The following is a 22,441-nucleotide window of genomic DNA, read 5'->3' as shown; positions in this document are numbered from 1 at the left end:
TTGGCACAGCCGCTCGGCAGGTACCTCGAAGGCGCGTTCGTGCTCGGGCTTGCCGTACTCGTGCGGCCCGTACACGGGCGGCCGCCGCCGATCCGTCGGCGTAGCGACGTCGTGTCGGACATTCAGCAAGACCGCCGTCGGCGTCATCACCGCGAAGTCCGCCGGGCGCACGGCCTTCGGCCTCGCCACCGCAGGCGTCCGTCTCGCTTGAGCTCCTGCGCGTCAGTCCGACAGCCAGTGCAGCTCGTGCGCCAGGGCTTTGGCGACGGCACGGATGCGGCGGTGCAGCGGCGACTGCTCGCGTGGGAGGACCAGGTGGATCGTCAGGCTGGGCGCGCCCCGCAGCGGCCGCCAGGTGAGACCGGCCGGTTGTGCCGTGACCGCGGCTTCTCCGGCCGGGGCGAGGGTGACCCCGTCGCGCAGGTCGCGCTGAGACATGTCGAAAGAGACTGCGGGCGTGTGGAATCGGGGGTGTGGTCGGGTGTCTCGGAACAGTGCGGACAGCTGGTCGTGGATCACGGGGTTGGCCGCACGGTCCGGGAGTCGTAGCGGATACGCGGCCGCGTCGGCGATCTCGATCTCCGGGTGTTCGGCCAGCGGATGGTGCTGCGCCAGCTGGACCCCGACGCGCGCACGCCGCAGCAGGTACCGGCGCACGCCACGGCCCGGCTGTTCACCGCGGGTGATTCCGGCATCGATGCGGCCGTCGGCGACCGCGGGGGAGATCTCCGGTGTCGCCATCGGGACCGCGCCGACCTCCAGTCCGCCGTTGCCGCGAATCAGCCTGTCCACCAGGGCCGGTGCCGTCTCGGCCCCGGCGCTGAGGCTGTATCCGATGCGCAGCGTGCCCAGTTCACCGGCCGCCGCGCTCCGGGCGGTGTCCCATGCCCGGTCCAGCGCCGCCAGCGCGGGCGGCGCGGAATCCGCCAAAGCCGCACCGGCCGTGGTCAATACGACGCTACGCGTGTTGCGGACCAGCAGGGCCGTACCGAGTTCCGCCTCCAATCGGCGCATCCGGGCGCTGAGGGCGGGCTGTGCGATACCGATCCGCGCGGCCGCGCGGGTGAAGTTCAACTCCTGCGCCAGCACCAGGAAGTACCGCAGGCTCACCGTGTCCGGCGCCACGTGCCCTCCCTGCCGATTGATAACGATCCGTTCTGAGCCTATCCCGTACCGGTCTTTCCCTCGACCGCACATCAAGCCCTAACCTGCGCATACGCCGATTCAACTGACCGCAGTACCGGTCGCCGGAATCGATTGATCCGCGTGTCGATTCGAAGTCGGACGTGTCCGGCCGAACAGAGGAGGTTTCCATGGCTAAGGGCTACTGGGTCAGTGTCTACCCCGCCATTTCCGACCCTGAGGGGCTGACTGCCTACGACAGGCTGGCCGGTCCGGCTGTCCAGGCTGGTGGCGGGCGTCTCCTGTCCCTCCTCCCGTCCCGTGGCGGTCGAGTCGTCGCCCACGAGGCCGGAATCACGCAACGCGTCGTTCTGATCGAGTTCGACAGCTTGGAACAGGCCGTCGCGGCATACGAGAGCGAGGCCTACCAGAAGGCGCTGGTGGCCCTCCCCGACGGCTTCGAGCGCGACTTCCGCATCATCGAAGGCATCGACTGACCGGCGGGCCCAGCCATCGCTGAGCATCCGTCACCTGAGAGGCACACGGTGCTGTACGACGACTCACGAGACGAGTTCGAAGCGATGCCCCGCGTCCCAGTTCGTCCTCGACGTTCTCGACGTTCTCGACGTTCTCGACGGCCTGATCCCTGTCGGCGGCTCGCCGCGCTACCCGACGTCGAGCAACATGCCTGACGTGCCTGACACGGCGATCAAGCTCTGACCTGCCACAACGGCGATTCGCCCTGGATAACCGGGGCGCCGCGCGGCCGCGCCTGCGGTGGCGATGTCGTTCTTGGCGTAGAAGGGCTGGTTGAGCACCTCGACGCCGGCGGCGACGACCCACGGCTTGGTGATCAGGCAGGTGCAGGCGGGGATGTCGCCGGTCACGGCATCGATCAGCAGGTCGTCGCCACGGATGCGGTCGACCTCACCTTCGACTGTCCGTCGCTGCCCGGCCAAGCCGATCTCCTACGGCAGGCCCTGCGAGAGGTGGCCACCTCCGGTGATCCCGACTGGCTCCGCGCTGCCAACCACATCGAGGGCGTCCCCAGGACAGAGCCTCGATCGCACGACACCTGAGGCGCCGAGGAATCCCCACAGACGCGGACCGGATCCGGCCATGCCCGCCACCTGCGGGAAGACGCCGCCGGGGTGGATGCTGACGGTACGCCAGGTCGCGGATGTGGGGACGCGCCGAAAGTCCTCTTTGTCGGGGTGTGTGCCGTATCACGCACTTCAGGGGTCGCCCAAGTTGTCTGAGTCACAGCAGAAATGTCCCTTTGGCGTCCATGCTCGACACACACAGCGGCTCCCGAAGCGGAGCCTCTCGGCATGGGCGCGAAGTTGTGAAGTGGCCCATGACGCCGTCCTCGTGACGTTCCTCGCCCCTCGAAAGGTGCCCATCATGGCCGCTTACCTCTGTCCCCCTGCCGTGATACACGGTGAGCACACCGTGCGGACCAGCCAGATCGTGGCGGAGGTCCGCGACCGGCATCCGCACGCGCCGTGGGCGCCGCGGATCGACGGCATCGCCGCGAGCACGGGCATCGAGACCCGCGGCTGGATGCTGCCGCTGGAGACCGCCGTCGCGTCCGGCGACGGCGGCGGCCTGCGGGCCTGCGGAGTCGGGCCCGCCCAAGAGGCGCTGGCACGCGACGGGTTCACCCCGCGGGACGTGGACCGCGTGATCGCCGCCCTGGAGGCGATACCCGCGCCGCAGACCGTCCAGGAGCGCACCGCGCCGGCCTGGGAGGCCGTGCAGTCCTACGGGGAGCGCGCGGCCCGCGGGGCCCTGCAGATCGCCGGCCTGGACGCCGCGGATGTCGACTGTCTGATCACCAGTCACTCCACCACCCCGGCGCTGCCGGGTCTGGACCTCGCCCTCTCCAACAGGCTCGGGCTCCGCGGCGACGTGATGCTGCTGCCGGCCACGCAGTGGGCCTGTGTCGCGGGGACCCGCTCCCTGGCGCTGGCGGCGGACCTCGTGGCCGCGGACCCCGACCGGGTGGTCCTGGTCGTGATCTCGGAGGCGCTGAGCACGACCTACCAGCCCGCGGACGACACCCTGGAGTCCCTGATCGTCCGGCTGCTGTTCGCGGACACCGCGGTCGCCGCGGTGGTCACGGGCCGGCCGAGGCACGAGTCGGTGCTGCGGCTCGACGCCGCCTGGCACCACACCCTGCCCGGCACCCAGGACCTGCACCGCCTGGAGACGCGGGCGGACGGAGCCCACTTCGTGATGGACCGGCGCGGGCCGCGCGCCGTGCAGGAGACGGTCACCGCGATGTGGGAGTGGCTGCGCGTACGGTACGCCGACGCCCCCGACGCCTGGCACCCCGACGTGCTGCTCGCGCACCCCGGCGGGACCCGGGTGCTGGAGTACATGGAGCAGACGATGCCCGACACCTGGCCGTCGGGACTGCTGGACCACAGCCGGGAGAGCTACACCAGCGGCAACCGCGGAGGCGCCGCCGTGTTCGACATCCTGAGGCGGGCGCACGACGCCGGGCAGAAGTCGGGCGATCGCGCCGTCCTGTACGCGGCGGCGCCGGGCCTCACCGCCACCGCCCTGGAAGGGGAGTGGCTGTAGGGAGCCCCGCCCGGTGCCAGCCAGCCGTGCGAGCCGCCGGGACCGCCCGTGTCACCGGGTTCGCGTCATCGGCTCCGCGTCACGTGCTCCCGGTCCGGCGCCACCGCTCCCGCCCGGCCGCCCGGTGCCTCACCGCTCCCCGCCCCGCCCGGCCGGCGCCTCACCTCGCGACTTCCGCCCAGACCACCTTGCCGGTGTCCGTCCACCGCACCCCCCACCGGGTGGTGAGCCTGTGCACGATGTGCAGGCCGCGCCCGCCGTCGTCGAGGAGGCCGCCCCGGCTCAGCCGCGGCCTGCCGTTGCCGGTGTCGCCCACCTCGCACAGGAGGCCGTGACCTGCCCTGATCAGTCGCACCGTGACGGGGCCCGCGGCGAACCGCACGGCGTTCGTGACCAGCTCGCCGACCAGCAGCGTCACGTCGCCGCGGATGTCTTCCCTGGTGTGCCACTGCCGCAGCAGCGCGTCGACGTGCGCGCGGGCCCGCACGGGCGCGTCGTCGCGGGCGGGCAGCCGCCAGGTCGCCGTGTCCTCCTTGCGGTAGCCGATCGTGCGCACCAGCAGCAGGGTCACGTCGTCGCGGCGGCGCGCGGGCGCCAGCGTGGCGACGACGTGCCGGGCGGCCTGCTGGAGGGTGTCCCACGGGTGCACCGTGGACAGGGTGTCGGCCAGCCTGTCGATCCCCTCGTCGATCGACAGGGCCGGATCCTCCACCAGGCCGTCGGTGTAGAGGGCGAGCAGGGAACCCGGCGGCGCGTCGAAGGCGTGGACGTCGAACGGCTCCCGCAGCGCGAACTCGGCGCCGAGGCCGGGGTGAGGGGTGACCGCGAGCGGGCCCGCGTGGCCGTTCGGCAGCACCAGGACCGGGGGGAGGTGGCCGGCGCTGGAGAGTGTCACGTGATGGCTGACCGGGTCGTAGAGCGCGATGCAGCAGGTGGAGCCGAGGGCGCTGTAGCCGGCCGTGAGCCCCGATTCGGCGTCGTCCAGCAGTGTCACGGTCTCGTCCAGGTGTTCCAGCACCTCGTCGGGCGCCAGCCCCGCGGACAGCAGGGCGCGTGCCTCCATGCTCAGCTGGCCCATGGTCGCCGCGGCCCCCAGACCGTGCCCCACGACGTCCCCGACCACCAGTGCGGTACGCCCGTCCGGCAGCGGAAAACTGTTCACCCAGTCGCCGCCGACGCCCGCGCTGTCGGGTGTGGCGGGCTGGTAGACGCTGGCGATCTCCATGGTGTGGCCGCTGGTCCGGGGCAGCAGCCGGCGCTGCAGCGCCAGCACCTGAGTGTGCTCGCGGTGGTGCTGACGGGCCAGGTCGACGTGGTGGGCGGTCCTGGCCACCAGCTCCTGCAGATCGAACAGCTCGCTGTCGCGGAAGGGGCTGTCCGCCCGCCGCCACACCTCCGCCACGCCCAGGACGACGGGCGGCGTGCCGTCCAGGACCAGCGGGATGCACGCCACGCTCGCCGACCGGTCGCCGGGCACCAGGGCCCGGATCACCCGCGGACTGCCGAGCAGCCGCTCGACCGCATCCCGGTCCGGTATGACGATGGCCTGCGGCGCGTCGTCCCGTCGCACCGCCTGCGCCAGGAGACGGCTCGCGTCGTTCGGGAGATCGTCGCCGGGGGTCGTGTAACCCTCGGGCCACACCCGGTCCGGCACCAGGGCCGCCCGCCGCAGGCGGATGCGCCCCTGTGCGTGCTCGGTGACTCCCTCGCCCGTCCACACGGCGAAGTCGAGGTCGACGGCGGCCACGTCTCCCCACGCCAGCAGGGACTCCGCCAGTGACTGCGCGGTCTCGCCGATGTCCAGGGAGGTGCCGATCGCGGTCTCGGCGGCGTACAGGTGCAGCCGCCTGGCCATGGCGATCAAGGAGACGGTCAGGCCGTCCTGGGGCGCCGCCGCGGGGAGGATGCTCATGGAGACCACCAGCTCCGACCCGTCGCGGCGCCGCAGACGCTGGATCCGGGCCACGTGCGCCTCACCGATCTCCAGGACCTGCCGCAGCCGCCGGGTGACCGTGGGCACGTCCCCGGGGGGCAGCAGATCCGCGAAGAGGCTCCCGGTCACGGCGTCCAGACCCGCGAACACGGCGGCGTCCAGGTTGCAGCGGGTGATCCGCAGGTCCCCGTCCAGGCCGACCACGCCGAGAATCTGGTCCTGCCGGTCGGCCGCCCGGTCGTCGGGCGGGTACGGACGGGCGGTACGGCCGCCCTGCGCACCTCCGGGACCGGCGGCCGCCGCCGGTCCGCCGCGCGGCGAGTAGCGTCCCAGGGCGCTGCTGAGCAGGTCGAACGGGGATGAGGACGAGGGCGACGGCGTGGAGTCCATGCTGCTCTCTCGGCATTCCCCGGCCCAGCGCCGGGTGCGTTACTCGGTCCCGTGCGACGGGGCCCCGAGATCCCTGCTCGCACACCTCATTGAATAACACCGGGCGTCGCTTCGCCCACACCAGCGGATCGCGCGACGGACACGGAGGGTGAGGTGGCGCCGCGGGCGCGCGGGGGCCCGCGCCAGCGTCGGCGGCCCGGCGTCCGGCCTCAGGCCGGTTTGCGCCACACCGAGACGTGCTTGGCGGAGTCCTGGGTGAACGGCGACCCGTCCCAGTCGGCGACGCGGCGTTCCCGCTCGAGCCCGGCGATCCGGGCCATCAGGTCGAGCTCGGCCGGCCAGGCGTAACGGTGCCGGGAGGCGTCGCGGCGGTAGCGGCCGTCGTCGCCGTCGAGGGTGAGGTGGTGGGAGACGAGGACCTGCTCGACGAGGTCGAAGGTGTCGAATCCGAGATGCCGCTCACAGACGTCGAACGGCACCGCGACCTGCCCGGGCGGCAGGAACCGCAGCGGCGGCACGTTCAGCTCGACGACGAATCGGCCGCCGGGCGCCAGATGGCGTGCGGCGTTGCGGAAGCACTCGACCTGCTCGTCCTGCGTGAGCAGGTTGCTGATGGTGTTGTAGACGAGGTAGACCAGGGCGAACTCGCCGTCGACCACGGTGGTGGCCATGTCTCCGAAGGCCACCGGGAGCGTGTCCTCGTCGATCTTGCGGCGCAGCACCGCCGCCATGTCCTCGGACAGTTCGATGCCCACGACCGGCACGCCGCGCTCGCGGAGCGGGACGCCGACCCGGCCGGTGCCGATGGCGAACTCCAGCGCCCGGCCGTCTCCGGCGAGCTCGGCGAGGAAGTCGAGCGTGGGGCCGAGGACGGCGGCCGAGGACATCTCGGTCTCCTCGGCGTCGTAGCGGTCGGCGGTCGCTCGCGTCCACAGCTCACTGCTCGTCATGGGCCGCCACTCTGCCGCGCGTACCTCGGTGCTGTCGACCGGTTTCAGCGCCCGTCGCACCGGGGGGTAAGCGCTTTCCGGATGAATCGGACGCCGGGGGAGCGGGCCCGGGATCCCGACTCGTCCATCGTCTTGACGAGTTCATGGCCATCCTTGAGCATGCCCAGAGCGCGATTCTTTCTGTTGGGTTCTGTTCGCCTCTGTGTTGTGAAAGGGAGTGTCGTGTCCCCTCGGCATCGCATCGTCCGGGCGCTGGCGCCCGCGGTTCCCCTGGTGCTCGGCGCGAGTCTCGTGGCCGCGCCCGCCGCGAGCGCTGATCCGGCACCGCAGGGCGCGGTCACCGTACACATCGACCCGTCCTACCGGCAGCAGGCGTTCGAGGGCTGGGGCACCAGCCTCGTCTGGTTCGCCAACGCGACGGGCGGTTACCCCGACCCCATCCGAAGACGCCTCGTGGACATGCTGTTCGGTGCGGACGGCCTCGGCCTCACCATCGCCCGGTACAACATCGGCGGCGGCAACGCTCCGGACGTCCGCACGGACTACATGAAGCCGGGCGCCACCATGGAGGGCTTCTGGAAGGCCCCCGCCGGGACCACCCGGCAGGACGTCGACTGGTGGGACCCCAATGACCCCGACCACTGGAACTGGGACGCCGACGCCGGACAGCGCTGGTGGGTGGACCAGATCAAGAGCAAGGTCAGCCGGTGGGAGGCGTTCAGCAACTCGCCGCCCTGGTTCCAGACCGTCAGCGGATACGTCTCCGGAGGCCTCGACGCGAGCACCGACCAGATCCGAGCCGACCGCGTCGACGACTTCGCCACGTACCTGACCAAGGTGACGGAGCGTCTGGAGCAGGCGCACGGCATCGAGTTCGACACGATCGACCCGCTCAACGAGCCCAACACGCCCTACTGGGGCACCCAGATCGGAGCCAACGGCCAACCCACCGGCGGACGCCAGGAGGGCGCCCACGCGGGCCCGGAACTCCAGCAGAAGGTGGTCCTCGCGCTCGACAAGGCGCTCCGGGGCGCGAAGACGGACGCCCGGATCTCCGCGATGGACGAGACCAACCCCACCCTCTTCACCCAGAACTGGAACGCCTACGACGCTCCCGCCCGCGCCGCCGTCGACCAGCTCAACGTGCACACCTACGGCACGGGCATGCGCACCAGCGCCCGGGACATCGCCAAGGGCGCGGACAAGAAGCTGTGGATGAGCGAGGTCGAGGGCACCTGGGGCACCGGCACCGACTTCACCGGCATGGAACCGGGGCTCGGCATGGCCACCCGCATGGTCGAGGACATGCGTGAACTGGAGCCCTCGGCCTGGGTGTTCTGGCAGCCGATCGAGGACGCCATCCCGCAGGCCGCGGCGGGCAAGAACTGGGGCAGCATCCACGTGCCGTTCAACTGCACGGCCGACGACACCCTGCAGACCTGCCCGATCCGCACCAACTCCAAGTTCCACACCATCCGCAACTTCACCCACTACATCCGCCCGGGCGACCACTTCGTGAAGACCGACGATCCGTCGAGCGTCGCCGCGGTCCGCAAGTCAGGCCGCACGGCGACCGTCGTGCACGTCAACAGCGCCACCTCCGCCCGCTCGGTGACCCTCGACCTCTCCCGCTTCGGCACGATCGCGCGCGGAGCCTCCGTCACACCCGTCGTGACGAGCGCCGACGGCGCCCTCGTACAGGGCACGCCGGTCCGGGTGACCGACCGGTCGGCCACCCTCGCCGTCCCCGCCAAGTCGGTCACGACCTTCCTCGTCCAGGGAGTCGGCGGGGTGGCGAAGGACGCCGCGCTCGTCCAGCCGGGGCACGTCTACCGGCTCCAGGGGACGCAGAGCGGTAAGTCGCTCGCGCCGGCGGACACCGGCAGCGGCGTCGTGCTGCGTACCGACGACGCCGGCAGTGCCCAACAGCTTTGGTCCGTTCGGAAGTTGACGCGCGGCACCGGCAACCGTGAGCGCTACGCGCTCGCCCGCACCGGCACCGGCGAACTGCTCACCGTGCGCGACAACCAGGCCGTTCTGGAGAAGCCGGAGAAGGGCCGGGTCGCCGAAGCCGCACAGTGGATCATGTCGACGACCGGCGACGGCACATGGACGTTCGTCAACGCCGCCACCGGCCGGCTGCTCGACGTCGCCGGACAGTCGACCGCGGACGGCGCCAAGGTGTCCACCTACACCCCGACCTCCGCGGCGAACCAGCGCTGGTCCGTGATCGACGAGACGGTTCTGCGTACCGAGCCCGCCGACGCCTTCACCGTCCCGGGTCTGCGGCCCGAACTGCCGAAGACGGTGACGCCGGTGTTCCCCGACGGCGCCCGCGGCGCGCTCCCCGTCGTGTGGAAGCTCCCGTCCGACCGGACGTGGCGCGCTCCCGGGACGGTGCGGGTCAGGGGCGAGGCGACCGACGCTCTCGGACGGACGGTCCCCGCGGTCGCGGTCGTCACCGTCGACACGATCGCCTCGACCCTCGCGGGTCGCGCCAAGACCTACCTCGGCGGCACGCCGAACCTCCCGGCCACCGTCGTCGGCGTCGGCCGCCACGGAGGCAGGGTCGATCTGCCGGTGGCGTGGGACCCGGCGGCCGAGGGGGCGTTCGACGGGACCGGAGTCGTCACCGTGCGCGGCGTCGCCCGGGTCGTCGGCGGCGGCACGGTCGACGCGACGGTGCGCGTGCAGGTCACGCAACCCGTGCAGACCAACATCGCCGCGGACGACGGCGTCGCCGTCGCGGCCACGTTCACCGAGAGCGGGTACTCCGCGGAGCGCCTGCGCAACGGGGACCTGTCGGAGAAGGCCTGGTCCAACTGGAAGCCGGGGACCGCCAAGAACCCCTCCGACACGATCACCTTCACCCTGCCCGAGGCACGCGACCTGAGCCGGATCGTCACGCACTTCTACCGGGACGGGAACGGCGCCTCGTTCCCCGAGACGCTGAAGGTGCAGGTCCGGGCGGCCGGCACCGGGACATGGGAGGACGCGGGCGGCCCTGTCGCGGTCGGCGGAGAGGGAGCGCCGGTGGTCGACGTCCCGGTGTCGGCGAAGGCGGCGTCCGCGGTGCGGGTCGTCATGGCCGCGCGCCCCGGGGGCTACCTCACCGCGAGCGAGATCGAGGTGTTCGCCAAGGCCCCGGGAGTCGCCTCCGACGCCGCCGCCGCGTCCCTCGAGGTGTCCGGCACGCCGATCGCGTCGTTCGACCCGGACACCACCGCCTACCGGGTCGTCACCGGCGCCCCGGACCGCAGCCGGGTCACGGCGACGGCCCGCGACCCCTACGCGAAGGTCGCCGTCGAATATCGCGACGAGCGCGGCGGACGGTCGGCGATCGTCACCGTGACCGGCGAGGACGGCTCGCAGACCCGGACGTACCGGATCCGCCTCGTCCGCCGCTGAGACCGTGCGGGCGCGGGCCGTGCGGCCGGGTGGCCGGCGGGTGGGCGCGGACCTGTGCCGTGGGTCCCGTGCCGCGGGCCGGAGCCGTGACCCGGCGGCTCCGGCCCGCGGCGGTCTGCTTTTACGCCATCGTGTTCAGGGGTGTCCGCGAGGCGGCGGCGCGACGCCCGGGCCGGGGGAAGCGCTGAGGCCGTGCGGGCGGGTCCGTGCGGCCGGGCGTCCGGCGGACCGGCCGTGACGCGCCGTCGCGGATCTCTCCCCGGGTCCCCCGGGCGGACGGCCTAGGCGGCGGCCTTCGCGGCGGCCGCCTTGCCCTTGGTGACGGCCTCCTCGTGGGCCCTGGCCTTCGAGGCCTCGGCGAGCGGGACCAGCTCGGCCATGGCGGGGTTGGAGTGCGCGAGGGTGAGCTCGGGGACGATGAACTCGACCGTCATGCCGAGCATGTCGCCGAGCACCGCCTGCAGGTAGTTCTGCACGTACTCATAACCCTCGCGCGGGGTGCCCGGGGCGTAGGAGCCGCCGCGGCTGGCCACCACGTAGACCGGGGTGCCCCGGACCGAGGAGCCCTCGGCCGGCGCGGTGCGGCCCATGAGGATCACCTGGTCGAGCCAGGTCTTCAGCGTCGAGGGAACCGTGAAGTTGAGCATGGGCGCGCCGATCAGCACGGCGTCCGCGTTCTCCAGCTGCTCGATCAGCTCCAGCCGCGGAGCGAAGGCCGCGGCCTGCTCGGGGGTGCGGTCGGCCGCGGCGGCGAACCCGGCGGCCGCGGTGAGGGCGTCCAGGTGCGGCACCGGGTCGGTGGCGAGGTCCCGGTGGATCACGGTGCCGTCGGGGTGCTGTTCCTCCCATGCCCGGCGGAAGGCCGCCGTGACCGAACGCGAGGTGGAGGCGGACTCGGGGAAGAGGGACGAGTCGAGGTGCAGCAGCGTGGCCATGAGAGGACTCCAGAAAGAGGAGGGACGGCATGACTGAACGTCGGTATGGAGCTGCCGTTCCGTGTGTACCTATTGATAGCACAGTCCCTTACTTTTTCTCAGCTACTAGCACGGTTGCCGTACACTTTCGGCATGGACGAATCGGCCATGGGGCCCTGCAAAACGGTGGACGGCGGGATCACGCGCGTCTTCGTGTTGCTCGGCAAGCGCTGGACCGGTCTGATCGTTGCCGTGCTGATGGAGCGCCCGGTGCACTTCGCCGACCTGCGCCGGGCCATCCCGGGCATCAGTGAGCGCATGCTGTCGGACCGGCTGAGCGAGCTGGGCGCCGCCGGGCTCGTGGTGCGCGAGGTGGACGCGGGGCCGCCGCTGCGCGTCGCCTACCGGCTGACTGAGGCCGGCGCCGCCCTCGGGCCGGCCCTGGCCGAGTTGCGGGACTGGGCGGAGCGGTATCTGCCCGACGGGCAGCACGGTGCATGCCGCGGCGCGGAGGCCGCCGCGCCGGGGAAGTGAGCCCGCCCTCGGTGGGAGCAGCGTCGACCGCGCGGGTGACGCCGGGCTCCGCTCCGGGGCGTGCGGGTCAGCCCGCGTCGGGGGTGCGGATCGCGGCGATGTCGAACTGCAGACGCACCTTCTCGCTCACCATGGCGCCGCCCTCGGCCAGACGCGCGTTGTACGTCAGGCCCCAGTCGGAACGGTCGATGGTGGTGGTGCCGTCGAAACCCGCCCGCTCGTAACCGAACGGGTCGACGACGTGGCCCAGGTAGGTGAGTTCGAGGACCACGGGCCGTGTCACGTTCCTGATGGTGAGGTCCCCGGTCATGCGATAGACGTCGGAGCCCGCGAGCTCTACGGCGGTGCTGGTGAAACGCATCCGTGGATAGGCGGCCGCGTCCAGGAAGTCACGGCCGGCCAGATGGGCGTCGCGTTGTTCCACGCCGGTGTCGACGCTGGCGGTGGACAGCACGATCTCCGCGCGCGAGCGGGCCGGGTCGCGGCCGTCGAAGTGGAGACGGCTCTCGTACCGGGTGAAGGCCCCGCGCACCGTGGTCACCAGGGCGTGCCGGACGGAGAAGCCGACACGGCTGTGCGCGGGGTCGATCATCCACTCGCCGGTCAGCGCGGCCAGCGCGGGGTCCGGCGGGCCGCCGGAGCCGGAGGGGGCGAACGCGGCCGGGCCGGCGGGCCGTCGGGGAGCGGCGGAGGGCGCCGAACGCCGAAGGGACGCGCCGCGGGTGAACAGGTTCATGATTCACGTGGTTACTGCACGGTTGACAGCGCTGCAAGCCCGTGCCCCGGGCGCCGGCGGTCCGAATCAGTACCGAAGGGTTCATAGACGTCCATCGGCGGCCGGGGGGTCACGACATCCACACACGGCCGTCACCGAACGAGAAGGAGCCGATCCGGCTTCACAGGCCACGGGGCCGGTGTGCGCGTGGTGGATCCTGGTCGGGAAGTGCGGTGACGGCCGCGGTGGCGGCCTACTGGGTGTAGAACGTGGCGTCGGCCCGGTCGGTCGTCGTGCTCACAGCCTGGACGTACAGCAGGTAGTTGTAGTGGCGGATGTAGCGGCCCGGGAGGTTGTACGACTCGTAGGAGACCCCGGCGGAGTCCGCGAGGCCGGACCGGGCGGTGAAGGAGGCGGCGCCGGCGAACAGCGCCGTCCCGTCGTTCTTCTCCACCCACACCTCGTTGTTCTTGTGGCGCAGGAAGTAACCGGGGAAGTTCGCCGACTCCAGGGAGACGGTTCCCGTGCCGGTGAGACCGGTGACGACCCGGAACTGCGAGTCGGCCAGCGGCGCGACGTTCGCCTCGATCTTGGCGCGGTAGTCCCAGTGCCGGATGAACCGGTCGGGGAAGTTGTACGAGGACAGCCGGATCGGAGTGAGACCGTCGGCGACCGGGATGCCGAAGTCGGGCGTGCCGTCGGCCTTCCAGTAGATCTTCTGGACGCGGGTGCGGCGGTTGGGGTCGTTGAGCGGGGAACCGCTGATGTCCTTGTAGTTGCGGTCGTGGTAGACGAGGATGTCCGACTTGCCGTCCTCGGAGACCGTGAACTGGTTGTGCCCGGGGCCGTACTGGCTGGTGGCGGCGTTGCTGGCGAAGACCGGGCCGGCGGACTTGGCCCAGGACGAGGTGCTGAGCAGGTCGGCGCCGGCGGACGCGGTCAGCATGCCCATGCAGTAGTTGGCGTCGGTGGCGCTGGCCGAGAAGGTCAGGAAGACCTTGCCGTTCCGCTGGATCACGGCCGGGCCCTCGTTGACCGTCTCCCCTCCGGCGGTCTCCCATGCGGCGGTCGGCCGGCTGATCATGACCGGGGTGCCGGTGATGGTCCACGGACTGGACATCTGCGCCAGGTAGATGTTGGTGCCCGGGCCGACGGCCGGGTCGTTCTGCGCCCAGGCGAGGTAGCGGGTGCCGTTGACGGCGAAGGTCGTCGCGTCCAGGGAGAAGGTGTTGAGCGGCAGGGCGATGCGCCCCTTCTCCGTCCAGGGCCCCGTGATCGGGTTCGCGGCGGTGGACTCCAGGACGTAGGGCCGGATGTTCCAGATGTTGTTGGCGTCGCCGGCGGCGAAGTAGATGTACCACTTGCCGTCGATGAAGTGGATCTCCGGGGCCCAGATGTGTGCGCCCATCGCGCCGCTGGCGTGCTTGGTCCAGATGGTCGTCTCGGCGGCCGAGGTCAGCCCCTGGATCGTGGTGGCACGGCGGAGCACGATCCGGTCGTACGCCGGGACCGTGGCGGTGAAGTAGTAGAAGCCGTCGGTGTGCTTGTAGATGTGCGGGTCGGCCCGCTGCTCGGCGATGCTGTTCGTGTAGGTCACGCCGGGTGACGCGGGCACGGCGGCGTGAGCGGTACCGGCCGAGACGCCGGTGACGGCGGCGGCGGCCGAGCCGGCGATCATGCCGAGGACCGTTCGGCGGGTGAGTTCAGGTCTCACGGACTACTCCCTCAGGTGCGGGTGCGGGTGCGGGTGCGGGTGCGGGTGCGGGCGGCTGTGGCTGCGGCTGTCGCGGAGATGCCGCTCCCTTTACCCGTTGCCGATATGTCGAACGGCGTTCGTAAACTCGGCCAAAAGATAAGTTCTGTACTTGCCCCGGTCAACACTTCCGTCACATGAGCATCCCGCACCACCCATGACGTCGCCGTGGCGCAGGGGCGGAACGTCAGCGGGCCGGCATGCGTTCGACGAAGTGCTCCAAATCCTCCGTCGTGGGCCGCAGCAGACCGTCGCGCAGGGCGAGCGCCGTCGCCTCGGCGCGTGAGGCGCTGGCGGTCTTGCGGAGCAGGTGCTCGATGTGGCTGTGCACGGTCCGCGGGGACAGGAACAGCGCCTGGGCGATGGCCTGGTTGGTCTGGCCGCGGGCGGCCCGGGTGAGGACCTCCAGTTCGCGCGGACTCAGGCCGTACGGCAACTCGGTGGGTGTCGCGGTCACCAGCACCGCGTCCCTGGCCAGCGGCGACCCCGCGGTGCACCGGCTCAGCACCACGCGCCGCCACTCCCGGCCCACCGGCCACAGTGCCCGCAGCCGCAGTCCGCCGACAGCCGTGAAGGCCCCGACCAGACGGGCGAACGTTTGGTCCGCCAGCACGTCGGCGGGCTCACGGCCGGGGAGGTCGATGATCCCCGCCGCCGTGACCAGGCTCGCGCCCGCTCCGGGCGGCAGGTCCTGCACGTCGCCGGTGTGCGCGACCGGGTCGGCGAGGGCGCCCAGGGCGGGCAGCACGGAGGAGAGCAGCCGTCGTGCGTCCGTGTCGTACGCGCCGGGACCCTCGACGGACAGGTTGATCAGGCCGACCAGACGCCCGTGATGGCGCAGGGCTCCGGTCAGCGCGTCCCGGAAGCCGGCCGGGCGGACCCGCTCGGCGTAGAACCAGCCGTTGCGGAAGCGCTGTCCGCCGGACGTCGTGTCCTCCACGTCCTCGGTGATGGACGGGGGCAGCGTCTGCCGGACGACGTTGGCGTACCAGGGGGTCGCGGTGAACTCGGCGGCGAGCGACTCGGACGTCCCGGCCGGGTAGCCGATTCCCGCGAGCTGCACGTGCGCTCCGGTGCGCGGGTCGATCGCCAGCAGGGTCGCGGCGTCGAGGGGCAGGGCCCGGCCGAGTTCGTCCAGGGCCTGGGCGCAGGCCGACGCGGTGTCCCGTTCGCGGGTGAGCATGCCGATGCGGGCGGCCGCGGCGAGCTGCTGGTGGCTGATCATGGCGGGCCTCCGGGAACCCACGACCAGGAGTGTCGTTTGGTCCCTAACGGTATGACCCTTCGGGCGGTCCGACAAGCCGTTCGCCGTTTCGTGACCGAAGTGCGCCGACGGCCCGCCCGCCGCGGCCGGTCGGTATTTGTACGGATGGCGGGCCGGGCCGCCCGGGTCTTTCCTGTTCGGCACAGCCCGACGCCCGATGCCAGCGAGGCCGGGCCGCGACCCTCGGAGAGCGCCGCCATGAACAGATTCCCGTCCCCGCCCCCCTCCTCGCGCCGGCAGTTCCTCGGTCTGTCCGGCGGGACCGTCGCCGCCGCCCTGCTGGGCGCCGCGGGCTGCTCGGCGCCGGGCGGCGGCGCCAGCTCCGCACAGGCCGCGGGGGCGTCGGGCACCGGGGCGAAGACCCTCACGAAGATCGGTCTGGACTACCCGTTCACGCAGATCCCGCTCTACTCGGCGCTCGTCAAGCTGTCCACCGCCGCCGGCAAGAAGCGCGGCGTCTCCCTGGTGACCACCAACGACGCCGCGAGCGCCGACGCGCAGGCCGGCAACCTGCGTACCTGGGTCGCCCAGAAGATCCCCGCCATCGTGTCGTTCCCGATGGTCTTCGAGGCGACGGAGTCGATCGCGAAGGCCGCGACGGACGCCGGCCTGATCTGGGTCACCTACGGAGGGTCCCTGGAACACCAGAGCGCCGACATCCAGTTCAACTTCCTCAAGGGCGGCACGCTCCTCGGGGAGGCCGCCGCCCAGTGGGCCCAGGAACAGCTCGGCGGCAAGGGGAAGATCGCCTTCCTCACCGACGACACCATCCAACTGGGCCGCGAACGCACCAAGGGCATGATCGACGCCTTCACCAAGGCCGCGCCCGGCGTCGACGTCGTCGCCCGGGAACAGGCCATCGACCCCGACACCGGTCTGTCGAAGGCGCGGGCGGTGCTCGCCAAGCACCCCGACCTCAACCTCGTCCTCGGCGTCACGGACGCCGCCGCGTACGGCGCGTACAAGGCGCTCCAGCAGACGGGCCGCGCCACGACCGACGCCAAGACCTTCGTCGGCGGCCAGGACGGCGCAGCCCCCTCGCTGCTGGCGATCAAACAGGGCACCTTCTACCGGGCGTCGGCCGCCCTCGCGCCGCAGGACATCGCCGACGCCGTCGTCGACGTGCCCCTCGCCGTCGCCGCCGGGAAGGCGAACCCGAGCGTTCAGGTGCCGATCACCCTCGTCGGGCCGGGCGACACCGCGCGCATCGACGTCCTGCTCGCCCAGAACGCCTAGGCGCGGCCCCCATGACCGAACCCACGCTCCGCATCCGCGGCCTCGGCAAGTCGTTCGGCGGCGTCCGCGCCCTCGACGACGTGGACCTCACCGTCCCGGCGGGGCAGGTGCACGCGCTTCTCGGCCACAACGGCGCCGGCAAGTCGACCCTGATCAAGTGCCTCGGCGGTGCCTACCCGCCGGACACCGGCACCATGGAGATCGACGGGACCGTCCACACGCGGCTGAGCCCGCGCGAGTCCATCGCCGCCGGGGTGGCGATCATCTTCCAGACGCTCAGCGTCGTCGACTCCCTCACGGTCGCCGAGAACATCTTCCTCGGCCAGGAGTGGACCCGGTACGGGACCGTCCACCGGCGCGCCCAGGAGGAGGTGGCGGCGGGCCTGCTGGAAAGGGTCGCCGCGACCTGCTCACCGCGCGACCGGCTCGGCGAACTGTCCATGGGGCAGCGGCAGTTGGTGGAGATCGCCAAGGCGCTGAGCCGCAGCGCCTCGGTACTCGTCCTCGACGAGCCCACCGCCGCCCTGTCCGGGGCCGAGAGCGACGCCCTCGCCGCACGGGTGGAGCACCTGCGCACCCAGGGCCTGGCCATCGTCTACGTCACCCACCTGCTCGGCGAGGTGGAACGCCTCGCGGACGCCGTGACGGTTCTGCGCGACGGCCGCGTCAGCCATGGCTCGACGATGGCGGGACGGACCCGGCAGGAGCTCGTCGAAGCCGTCGCCGGAGCCGCGCACGGCCCCAGACGTCGGCCCGGGAAGGCCGGCGCACGGAGCGGCCGGGCCGGGACGACCGCGCACGCGTCCGACGCCGCGCGGCCCCCGCGCCCGGTACGTCCGCGCCCGGCCCGTCTCGCGGTGACGGGCCTGCGCGGGCCGGGCTTCGGCCCCGTCGACCTGGACGTCGCCGAGGGCGAGATCGTGGCGCTGTACGGCCTCATCGGCGCGGGCCGCACCCGCATCCTCGAGACCCTCTTCGGAAGGCGCCCCGCCGAAGGAGGAACCGTCCGCGTCGGGGACCGGGCCGTCACGGTCGCCCGGCCGGCGGACGCGCTCGCCGCGGGAATCGCCCTGGTCCCGGGAGACCGGCGCCGGCAAGGCGTGTTCGCCGCGCTGAGCGCACAGGACAACGCCCTGCTCCCGTCGGTGCGCCGGCTGGCCAGGCGCGGGGTGCGGGCGCTGCGCGCGGAACGGCGGGTCTTCGCCGGACTGTCCGGCGCGGTGGGACTGCGCCCGGCCGACCCCCGGCTGCCGGCGGCCGCCTTCTCCGGCGGCAACCAGCAAAAGCTCGTCCTCGGCCGGTGGATCAACGAGGCCCACGACGTCGACGTCCTGCTGCTGGACGACCCGACCCAGGGCGTCGACGTCGGCGCCCGGCACGAGATCTACCAGGTGGTGGCCTCGCTGGCCGCACAGCGCGGTACGGCCGTGCTGTGCGCCTCCAGCGACCCCGAGGAGGTCGTCGCGCTCGCCCACCGCTGTCTGATCGTCTCCGGCGGCCGGGTGACCGGCGAGCTCTCCGGCGCCGAACTCACCGAAACCGCCCTGCTCTCGGCCGTCCACGAGGCCGCCCGGCCGACGACCCCGGCCCCCGGGTCGGTCCCGGTTTCCGGGGCGGCTCCGGTTTCCGGGTCGGCCCTGGCCTCGGAGTCGGCCCCGCCACCCGCCTCGACCCCGGCATCCACCACACCCCCGGCATCCCCCACGACCCCGAACGGAGTGGCATGACCACCGTGACCAGCGCCCCCTCGGCCGACCGTCTGCTGCCCGCCCCGCGGACGCGGGCGCACACCGCGTTCCAAGCCGTACGGCGGCAGCCGCTGCTGCCCGTCCTCGTCGTCATGGTGCTCGTGTTCCAGTCGACGACCGGCAGCTTCCTGGACGCCGGCAACCTGCGGGGGATCGCCACCGACGCCGCCGCGGTCGCCATCGTGGCCGTGCCGCTGGCCCTGCTGGTCATCAGCGGCTACCTCGACCTCTCCGTCGGCTCCACGCTCGCCCTCGGCGGTCTGGTTGCCGGCTGGCTCGCCGGGGAGCAGCACCAGTCGCCGGTCGTCGCCGTGCTCGGCGCGCTGGCGGCGGGCGCGGTGGTCGGCGCCGTCAACGGCGTGCTGTGCTGCTACCTGGGACTGTCCGCGTTCATCGTGACCCTCGGCATGCTGACGGCGGTGCGCGGATTCGCGCAGCAGCTCTTCCCGCTGCCGCTGAGCGGTTTCGGCTCCGGGTTCGCCTGGCTCGGCGGGGCCCGGGTCGCCGGGATCGACGCCCCGGTCGTGATCGCCGCCCTCGTCCTCGTGGCGGGAGCGCTGTTCCTGGCGCTCACCCCGGCCGGCCGGCACGTCTTCGCGATCGGCGTCAACCGCGAGGCCGCATACCTCTCCGGCATCGGCGTCCGCCGCGCCCCGTTCGCGCTGTTCGTCGTGACGGGCGTCGCGGCCGCGCTCGCCGGCGCGATCAAGGCCTCGGTGCTGGACAGCGTCGTCGCCGGCACCTCGGGGGCCGGATTCGAGCTGACGGTGCTCACCGCGGTGCTCCTCGGCGGGGTCGCGCTGACCGGGGGGTCCGGCTCCGTTCTCGGCGTCCTGCTCGGCGTGCTGTTCCTCGGCTGTCTGCAGAACGGGCTGACACTGCTGAGTGTGCCGACGTTCTGGCAGCAGATGGCCCAGGGCACCGCCCTCGTCGCCGGCGCGGCGCTCGCCTTCTTCGGGCCCCGGCTCAACCGTTGAGCCCCGTCCGCCCCGCCGCCGGCCCTCCCGCGACTCCCCGTCCGCCCGCGCACCACCTCCCCTGATCCACCTGCTCCACCCAACCCCCCGCTCCGAGAGGACCCACGTGAACGACAGCGCCCCCTCCCTCGTCCTGACAGGCGGCCAGGTTCTGACCGTCGACGGCGACTTCACCGTGACCGAGGGCGTGGCCGTGCGCGGCCGGGACATCGTCGCCGTCGGCAGCGACGCGGAGATGCGCGCCCTGGCCGGACCCGGCACCCGTCTCGTCGAACTCGGCGGCCGCACCGTGCTGCCCGGCATCAACGACTCCCACCTCCACGGAGCCGCCTACGGCATGACCAAGCCGCCGTTCGCCCTCGACGTCGGCCACCCGGCGGTCGGTTCGATCGCCGACATCGCCGACGCGGTCGGCCGGGCGGCCCGCGCCGCCCGGCCCGGCGACTGGATCGTCGGGCTGGGCTGGGACGCCGGCTATCTGGCGGAGTGCCTCGCCGACCCCCGGCGCTTCCCGCACCGCCGTGACCTGGACGCCGTCGCACCCGACAACCCGGTCTGCCTGACCCACTTCTCCTCGCACCTCGTCTGGGTCAACAGCGCCGCGCTGCGCCGCTGCGGTGTCGACGCGGACAGCGTGCCGCCGCCCGGCGGCGTCATCGACGCCGACCCCGACGGCCGTCCCGCAGGCATCCTGCGCGAAGCCGCCCAGGAAATCGTCAACGTCGCTCTGCCCACGCCCAGCGTCGACCAGCGCCGCCGGGCGATCCAGGGCGTGGTGCGCGAACTCCACTCCCGCGGCATCACCAGCTACACCGAACCCGGCCTCGGTCCCGGCGGCGCCGGCACCTTCTTCGGAGGGCTGAGCACCGACAACTGGACCGCCTACGCCGATCTCGCGGCGAGCGGCGGACTCGAGGCCCGGGTCAGCGTGCTGCTGCTGCCCGCGCCGATGGGCGGCTCGGCCGACGACGTCCGCAAGGGCCTGGCCGAGCTGCGCCGCCCCGAGTCCGCAGACCCGCGCCTGCTGAACGCCATCGGCGTCAAGATCTTCGCCGACGGTGTGCCGCCCAACCGCACCGCCTGGATGAGCGAGCCCTACTCCGGCGGCGGCCACGGCGCGCTCTGCGTGCACGGCGACACGCCCGCGCTGCGCAGCGGCGAACTGCGCGAGATGATCAGCGTCGCCCATGAGGCCGGCTTCCAGCTCGGCGTGCACGTCACCGGCGACCGGGCCATCGACGAGGTCGTCGACGCGTTCGTCGCCGCGAACGCCGCCGCGCCGCGGCCCGACGCCCGGCACTACGTCATCCACGGCGACTTCGTCGGCGCGCGCAGCCTCGCCAAGCTCGCCGCCCACGGTTACGGCGTCAACATGAACCCGGCCATCAAGTGGACCATCTCCGACCTGATGGACGAGGTCGTCGGCCCCGAGCGCTCCGCCTACCAGTGGCCCGTGCGGTCCGCCGTCGAAGCCGGGGTGCGGGTGTGCGCGAGCTCCGACGCCCCGATCACCGAGCCCGACTGGCGGCAGGGGGTGAGCGCGATGCTGCTGCGGGAGTCCAAGGCCAGCGGCCGCGCGAGCGGACCCGAGCAGTGCGTGCCGCTCGCCGAGGCGCTGCGCGCGTACACCGTCCACCCGGCCCGTCAGGACTTCGCCGAGGAGTGGAAGGGCTCGATCGAGGTCGGCAAGGTCGCCGACCTGTGCGTCCTGGACCGCCCGCTGCTGGACCGCGACCCGCACACCGTCACCGACGCCGAGGTGGACCTGACGGTGTTCGACGGCCGCGTCGTCCACGAGCGCTGAGGAGAGGGAAGGAACAGGCAAGGAGACGACATGACCACCGCACCCCGCATGCTGCTCGTCCTCAGCGAGAACTGGACGCTCACCGGCGGCCGGGCCGACCTGCCCGCCGCGATCCGCTGGGCCCGCGAGGCCGAGGACGCAGGCTTCGACTCCGTCATGGTGAGCGAGCACATCGTGCTCGGCCCGGACGCGGCCGCCGACGGCGTCATGGGCAACCCCCGCGACTACGCCCTGCCGGGCAACCAGGACCCGTACACCCCCTGGCCCCACTCACTGCTCCTGCTGGCCGCCATCGCCTCGGTCACCGAGCGGCTGCGGCTGGCCGCCGCCGCGGTCCTCGCGCCCCTGCGTCACCCGCTGCTGATGGCCCGGGAACTGGGCACCCTCGACCTGATCAGCGAGGGGCGGCTGCTGGTGCAGCCGACGGTGAGCTGGAGCCGGGACGAGTACGACGCGCTGGGAGTGCCCTTCGCCCGCCGCGGCCGGCTGCTGGACGAGCACCTCGACGTCTGGGCCAAGGCCTGGGGACCGTCGCCGATCTCGCACCAGAGCGCGCACTACCCGTTCCAGGACGTCTACTTCGAGCCAAAGGCGTTCCGTCCCGAAGGCCCCCGGCTCTGGTTCGGCGGACAGCGCCTGGCCGGGCCGGTGCTGCGCCGGCTCGTGCGGCACGGCCACGGCTTCCACCCCCTCGGGCGGCCGACGCCGCAGGACCTGCGGACGCTCGAGGAGGCCATGACCGCCGCCGGCCGGGACCTCGCCGACCTGGAGATGATCGGCGGCGCGCAGGGAGTCTTCCCCGACGACCGCTCCACCGCCGACCTCGGCGCCGCGCTCGCCGGGATACCGGAACAACTGGAGCAGGGCTTCACGACGTTCTGCGTCAAACCGAACCAGTTCACCGACGACCCGGCCGGGGTCGGCGCCTTCTGCCGTGAGGTGATGCGCCGCGTCGAAGCGCTCACCCGCTGAGCCCGCGCGCCTCCGTTCGCCCCGCTCCTCGCCCCCGTTCCTCGCCCCCGCTCCCGGACGGCCTGTCGCTTCGTACAATTTGAGCCCGAACAACACGACGATCCACCGACCCACGCACCACGTGGCCGAAGG

17 protein-coding genes are annotated in these 22,441 nt (G+C 72.4%); 9 read left to right on the top strand and 8 right to left on the bottom strand.

Annotated features, from left to right (window positions below):
• Positions 1–222: 222 nt before the first annotated feature.
• The gene (locus QF032_RS03995; RefSeq protein WP_307040028.1) at positions 223–1,125 is read right to left on the bottom strand and encodes a LysR family transcriptional regulator; all 903 of its coding nucleotides are present in this window, start codon (positions 1,123–1,125) and stop codon (positions 223–225) included.
• Positions 1,126–1,313: 188 nt separating this feature from the next.
• Here QF032_RS03995 and QF032_RS03990 point away from each other — a divergent pair, with 188 nt between their 5' ends.
• Positions 1,314–1,619 (top strand): DUF1330 domain-containing protein, encoded by a 306-nt coding sequence (locus tag QF032_RS03990; RefSeq protein ID WP_307040026.1) that lies wholly within the window; start codon positions 1,314–1,316, stop codon positions 1,617–1,619.
• Positions 1,620–1,787: 168 nt separating this feature from the next.
• On the opposite strand, the gene QF032_RS03985 is transcribed toward QF032_RS03990, so the two are convergent.
• The gene (locus tag QF032_RS03985) at positions 1,788–2,081 is read right to left on the bottom strand and encodes a hypothetical protein (RefSeq protein ID WP_307054909.1); all 294 of its coding nucleotides are present in this window, start codon (positions 2,079–2,081) and stop codon (positions 1,788–1,790) included.
• Between the two features lie 445 nt (positions 2,082–2,526).
• Here QF032_RS03985 and QF032_RS03980 point away from each other — a divergent pair, with 445 nt between their 5' ends.
• Entirely contained in the window at positions 2,527–3,711 is a 1,185-nt protein-coding gene (locus tag QF032_RS03980) for a type III polyketide synthase (protein WP_307040018.1), read from the top strand.
• A gap of 160 nt (positions 3,712–3,871) precedes the next feature.
• Here QF032_RS03980 and QF032_RS03975 read toward each other — a convergent pair whose 3' ends face one another.
• Positions 3,872–6,034: an ATP-binding SpoIIE family protein phosphatase gene (locus tag QF032_RS03975; RefSeq protein WP_307040016.1), complete on the bottom strand. Its 2,163-nt coding sequence runs from the start codon at positions 6,032–6,034 to the stop codon at positions 3,872–3,874.
• A 209-nt stretch (positions 6,035–6,243) separates the two neighbouring features.
• Entirely contained in the window at positions 6,244–6,984 is a 741-nt protein-coding gene (locus QF032_RS03970; RefSeq protein ID WP_307040014.1) for a class I SAM-dependent DNA methyltransferase, read from the bottom strand.
• A 222-nt stretch (positions 6,985–7,206) separates the two neighbouring features.
• Between QF032_RS03970 and QF032_RS03965 the strand changes: the two genes are divergently transcribed.
• Entirely contained in the window at positions 7,207–10,392 is a 3,186-nt protein-coding gene (locus tag QF032_RS03965; RefSeq protein WP_307054907.1) for a glycoside hydrolase, read from the top strand.
• 281 nt (positions 10,393–10,673) lie between these two features.
• On the opposite strand, the gene QF032_RS03960 is transcribed toward QF032_RS03965, so the two are convergent.
• Positions 10,674–11,327, bottom strand: a complete 654-nt coding sequence (locus tag QF032_RS03960) for an FMN-dependent NADH-azoreductase (protein WP_307040009.1) — start codon at positions 11,325–11,327, stop codon at positions 10,674–10,676.
• A 132-nt stretch (positions 11,328–11,459) separates the two neighbouring features.
• Here QF032_RS03960 and QF032_RS03955 point away from each other — a divergent pair, with 132 nt between their 5' ends.
• A complete protein-coding gene (locus QF032_RS03955) occupies positions 11,460–11,840 on the top strand; it encodes a winged helix-turn-helix transcriptional regulator (RefSeq protein WP_306954857.1) in 381 nt (126 codons plus the stop codon).
• Between the two features lie 67 nt (positions 11,841–11,907).
• Here QF032_RS03955 and QF032_RS03950 read toward each other — a convergent pair whose 3' ends face one another.
• The 3 genes from QF032_RS03950 to QF032_RS03940 all read right to left on the bottom strand — a co-directional run bounded on the left by QF032_RS03950 (position 11,908) and on the right by QF032_RS03940 (position 15,533).
• Positions 11,908–12,576 (bottom strand): YceI family protein, encoded by a 669-nt coding sequence (locus tag QF032_RS03950; RefSeq protein WP_307040007.1) that lies wholly within the window; start codon positions 12,574–12,576, stop codon positions 11,908–11,910.
• Positions 12,577–12,808: 232 nt separating this feature from the next.
• The gene (locus tag QF032_RS03945; RefSeq protein WP_307060150.1) at positions 12,809–14,233 is read right to left on the bottom strand and encodes a family 43 glycosylhydrolase; all 1,425 of its coding nucleotides are present in this window, start codon (positions 14,231–14,233) and stop codon (positions 12,809–12,811) included.
• Positions 14,234–14,495: 262 nt separating this feature from the next.
• On the bottom strand, positions 14,496–15,533 hold the full coding sequence (locus tag QF032_RS03940; protein WP_307054905.1) for a helix-turn-helix transcriptional regulator: 1,038 nt from the start codon (positions 15,531–15,533) through the stop codon (positions 14,496–14,498).
• A 237-nt stretch (positions 15,534–15,770) separates the two neighbouring features.
• Between QF032_RS03940 and QF032_RS03935 the strand changes: the two genes are divergently transcribed.
• The 5 genes from QF032_RS03935 to QF032_RS03915 all read left to right on the top strand — a co-directional run bounded on the left by QF032_RS03935 (position 15,771) and on the right by QF032_RS03915 (position 22,309).
• Positions 15,771–16,808 (top strand): sugar ABC transporter substrate-binding protein, encoded by a 1,038-nt coding sequence (locus QF032_RS03935; protein WP_306954862.1) that lies wholly within the window; start codon positions 15,771–15,773, stop codon positions 16,806–16,808.
• Between the two features lie 11 nt (positions 16,809–16,819).
• A complete protein-coding gene (locus QF032_RS03930) occupies positions 16,820–18,535 on the top strand; it encodes a sugar ABC transporter ATP-binding protein (protein ID WP_307054904.1) in 1,716 nt (571 codons plus the stop codon).
• A complete protein-coding gene (locus QF032_RS03925) occupies positions 18,532–19,533 on the top strand; it encodes an ABC transporter permease (RefSeq protein ID WP_306954864.1) in 1,002 nt (333 codons plus the stop codon). The genes QF032_RS03930 and QF032_RS03925 overlap by 4 nt, the downstream gene beginning before the upstream one ends.
• A gap of 106 nt (positions 19,534–19,639) precedes the next feature.
• Entirely contained in the window at positions 19,640–21,337 is a 1,698-nt protein-coding gene (locus QF032_RS03920; protein ID WP_307039998.1) for an amidohydrolase, read from the top strand.
• A gap of 30 nt (positions 21,338–21,367) precedes the next feature.
• Entirely contained in the window at positions 21,368–22,309 is a 942-nt protein-coding gene (locus QF032_RS03915; RefSeq protein ID WP_306954867.1) for an LLM class flavin-dependent oxidoreductase, read from the top strand.
• Positions 22,310–22,441 lie beyond the last annotated feature (132 nt).

Source organism: Streptomyces achromogenes, from assembly GCF_030816715.1.
GTDB classification, from domain to species: domain Bacteria; phylum Actinomycetota; class Actinomycetes; order Streptomycetales; family Streptomycetaceae; genus Streptomyces; species Streptomyces achromogenes_A.
This window is presented reverse-complemented; position numbering and strand designations above follow the sequence as displayed.